Source organism: Mesorhizobium sp. M2A.F.Ca.ET.042.01.1.1, assembly GCF_003997405.1.
Taxonomy (GTDB): Bacteria; Pseudomonadota; Alphaproteobacteria; order Rhizobiales; family Rhizobiaceae; genus Mesorhizobium.
In genome coordinates this window covers 1-2,837 of the sequence record NZ_RZRX01000436.1, presented here as the reverse complement: position 1 = coordinate 2,837, position 2,837 = coordinate 1, and the positions used below count along the sequence as shown (strand labels likewise).

Below are 2,837 nucleotides of genomic sequence, written 5' to 3'. Positions count from 1 at the left end.
ATTGCGGCCTCGGCGGCTTCGAGCATGCTTTCGTGGCCGCCGAGATCGGCAACGTCGCCCGCGACACGCGCGACCGGGCCGCCGAGCGCAGCGACGGCGGCTTCGGCGGCTTTCAATTCCTCGTCATCGGACGGACCGTTGAGCGCCACGCCGAACCCGCGCCGGGCGAGCTCCAATGCCGCCGCAAGCCCGATGCCGCGGCTCGATCCCGTGACGAAGGCTGCATGACGCGATCCGGCACTCACGCCCGGGCTCCATGCTTGAGGAGCTCGCGGGCGATGATCATGCGCTGGATCTGGTTGGTGCCTTCATAGATCTGGGTGATCTTGGCATCCCGATAGAGGCGCTCGACCTCGAAGCCGCGTATGTAGCCGGAGCCGCCGAAGACCTGCACGGCATCGGCGGTGCGCGCCACGGCTATGTCTCCCGCGAAACATTTGGCGATCGAGCAGGCCTTGGTTGCATTCTCCCCCGCATCGATCTTCTCGGCGGCGCTGCGCACGAGCAGACGGGCCGCCTCGATGTCCTTCGCCATATCGGCAAGCAGCCACTGCACGCCCTGGAAATCGGCAATCGGCTTGCCGAACTGACGCCGCTGCTGGGCATAGTCGACCGCCGCCTCCAGCCCGGCCTGCGCTATGCCGACGGCGAGCGAAGCGATGCCGACACGCCCTTTGTCCAGCACGCTCATCATCATGTGGAAACCGCGACCTTCTTCGCCCAGCAGCGCTTCGGGACCCAGGACAACATCGTTGAAATTGAGCGCGCCGACCTGGCTGGCCCGCTGACCCATCTTATGTTCCTTCGGACCGCGCTCTATTCCCTTGGCGTGCAGGTCGACGATGAAGATCGACATGCCGCGATGGCCCGCATCCTTGTCGGTGCGCGCCAGCACGAAACCGACGTCGGCGACCGGCGCGTTGTGGATCCAGATCTTGCCGCCGTTCAGCCGCCATCCGTCCCCGTCGCGCGTCGCGGTGGTGCGTATCCCGGAAACATCAGTCCCGGCTTCCGGCTCGGTGATGCAGTAGGCTGCCTTCTTCTCGGCGCGCATGGCCGGACCCAGCCACTGCTGCCGCTGCACCTCGCTGCCATGCTGGACAAGCAAGGTGCTGATCAGCTCGACGAGGCCGCATTGATCGGCGACGGACGCATAGCCGCGCGACAGCTCTTCCATCACCAGCGCATAGGTAAGCGTGTCGAAGCCGGGACCGCCCATGGCCTCCGGAACGCCGATACCGAAGAGACCGAGCTCGCCCATCTGCTCATATATCTCGCCAGGAAAGCGCTCATCCCGATCAAGCGCCTCGGCAACTGGACGAATGACATCCTCGGCAAACTGGCGCGCCATCTCGCGCACCTGCTGCTGCGTTTCGCTCAGCGGCACGGCCGACCTCCATATGTAACTATCTAGTTACTCCTACGCTGGAATCGTCGGCGGCGTCAAGCGGCGGACTTCGCAGCGCTATGCCTTGCCGTTACAAGTGCTTGCCGCATCACGTGATCTTAAATATAAATAACCAGTTGGTTACTCAGGGAGGATATCATGAAGCCGTCTGACAAGCGCGTATTCGGCCGATCCGGCCTCAACGTCACGGCCTTCGCGTTCGGAACCGCTCCTATCGGAAATTTCCTTCAGCCCATAGACGAGCAGACCGCGGATGCCATGATTCAGACCGCGTGGGATGCGGGCATACGTTTCTACGACACGGCGCCGATGTACGGCCACGGCCTTTCGGAACTGCGGGCCGGGCATTCGTTGCGCTGGAAGAAGCGCGACGAGTTCGTCCTCGCCAGCAAGGTGGGCCGGGTGCTGAAGCCCGCGAAACGCTCCGAGATCGACTTCGCGCCGTGGTCGAATGCCGCGCCGAACACCATGAGTTTCGATTATTCCTACGACGGCACCATGCGGTCGTTCGAAGATTCGTTGCAGCGCCTGGCGCTTGAACACATCGACATGCTGTTCATCCATGACATCGATCGATTCACCCGTGGCGACGAGCAGCCGGAAGTTTTCCGGCAGGCGATGGATGGCTGCTGGCGGGCATTGGAGAAACTGCGCTCCGAAGGCGTCGTGAAGGCGATCGGCGTTGGGGTCAACGAATGGCAGGTTTGCCACGAGGCGCTGAAGCAGCGCGACTTGGACTGCTTCCTGCTGGCGGGCCGCTATACGCTGCTCGAACAGGAAGCCCTCGACGAGTTCCTGCCGCTTTGCGTCGAGCGCGGTGCGGCGGTGCTGGTCGGCGGGGGCTTCAATTCCGGCATCCTGGCCACGGGCGCCGTTCCCGGCGCCAAGTACAATTATTCACCGGCGCCAAAGCCCGTCATGGAGAAAGTGGCGAAGATCGAGGAGGTCTGCCGCGCGCATGGCGTGCCGCTGCCGGCCGCCGCCTTGCAGTTCGTGGTGGCGCATCCGGCCATCCCGTCCTTCTGCGCCGGCACTCGCACCGTCCAGCAACTCGAGCAGAACCTTGCCTGGTTCAGTTACCCGATCCCCGGCGAGTTCTGGCAAGACCTGAAGAAGAACGGGCTGTTGCGGGAAGACGCGCCGGTGCCGGCATGAGTGTCGACGTGCGAGGGACATCGCTCACAGGCCTTGGGCTGAGCTACGAGGACGTGGAGATCGGCGACCATTTCGAAACGCCTTCCACAGAAGCGACCGCGGCCCGCCCTTAAACGCAAAAACCGCCCCGGTTAGACCGGGACGGTTATTGATTTATGATAGAATTGGTTGCGGGGACAGGATTTGAACCTGTGACCTTCAGGTTATGAGCCTGACGAGCTACCGGGCTGCTCCACCCCGCGTCACTACGAGCAAGCGTTTGCTTGCGTTCTTG

Annotated in this window: 3 protein-coding genes and 1 tRNA gene; 1 reads left to right on the top strand and 3 read right to left on the bottom strand. The window is 63.2% G+C overall.

The annotated features are described in order from the left end of the window. Positions 1-245, bottom strand: a 245-nt coding sequence (locus EOA23_RS33245; RefSeq protein WP_127307174.1) for an SDR family NAD(P)-dependent oxidoreductase, incomplete at its 3' end; no start/stop codon positions are given. Next, positions 242-1,387 (bottom strand): acyl-CoA dehydrogenase family protein, encoded by a 1,146-nt coding sequence (locus EOA23_RS33240; RefSeq protein WP_127307173.1) that lies wholly within the window; start codon positions 1,385-1,387, stop codon positions 242-244. The genes EOA23_RS33240 and EOA23_RS33245, both read right to left, overlap by 4 nt. Positions 1,388-1,546: 159 nt before the next feature. Here EOA23_RS33240 and EOA23_RS33235 point away from each other — a divergent pair, with 159 nt between their 5' ends. Beyond that, the gene (locus EOA23_RS33235; RefSeq protein ID WP_127307172.1) at positions 1,547-2,563 is read left to right on the top strand and encodes an aldo/keto reductase; all 1,017 of its coding nucleotides are present in this window, start codon (positions 1,547-1,549) and stop codon (positions 2,561-2,563) included. A gap of 165 nt (positions 2,564-2,728) precedes the next feature. Here EOA23_RS33235 and EOA23_RS33230 read toward each other — a convergent pair. Further along, positions 2,729-2,805, bottom strand: a tRNA-Met gene (locus EOA23_RS33230). Positions 2,806-2,837: the final 32 nt, after the last annotated feature.

Coding starts and splice junctions, on each gene's coding strand:
- EOA23_RS33235 (WP_127307172.1), top strand. CDS start 1,547: ATGAAGCCGTCTGACAAGCGCGTATTCGGCCGATCCGGCCTCAACGTC.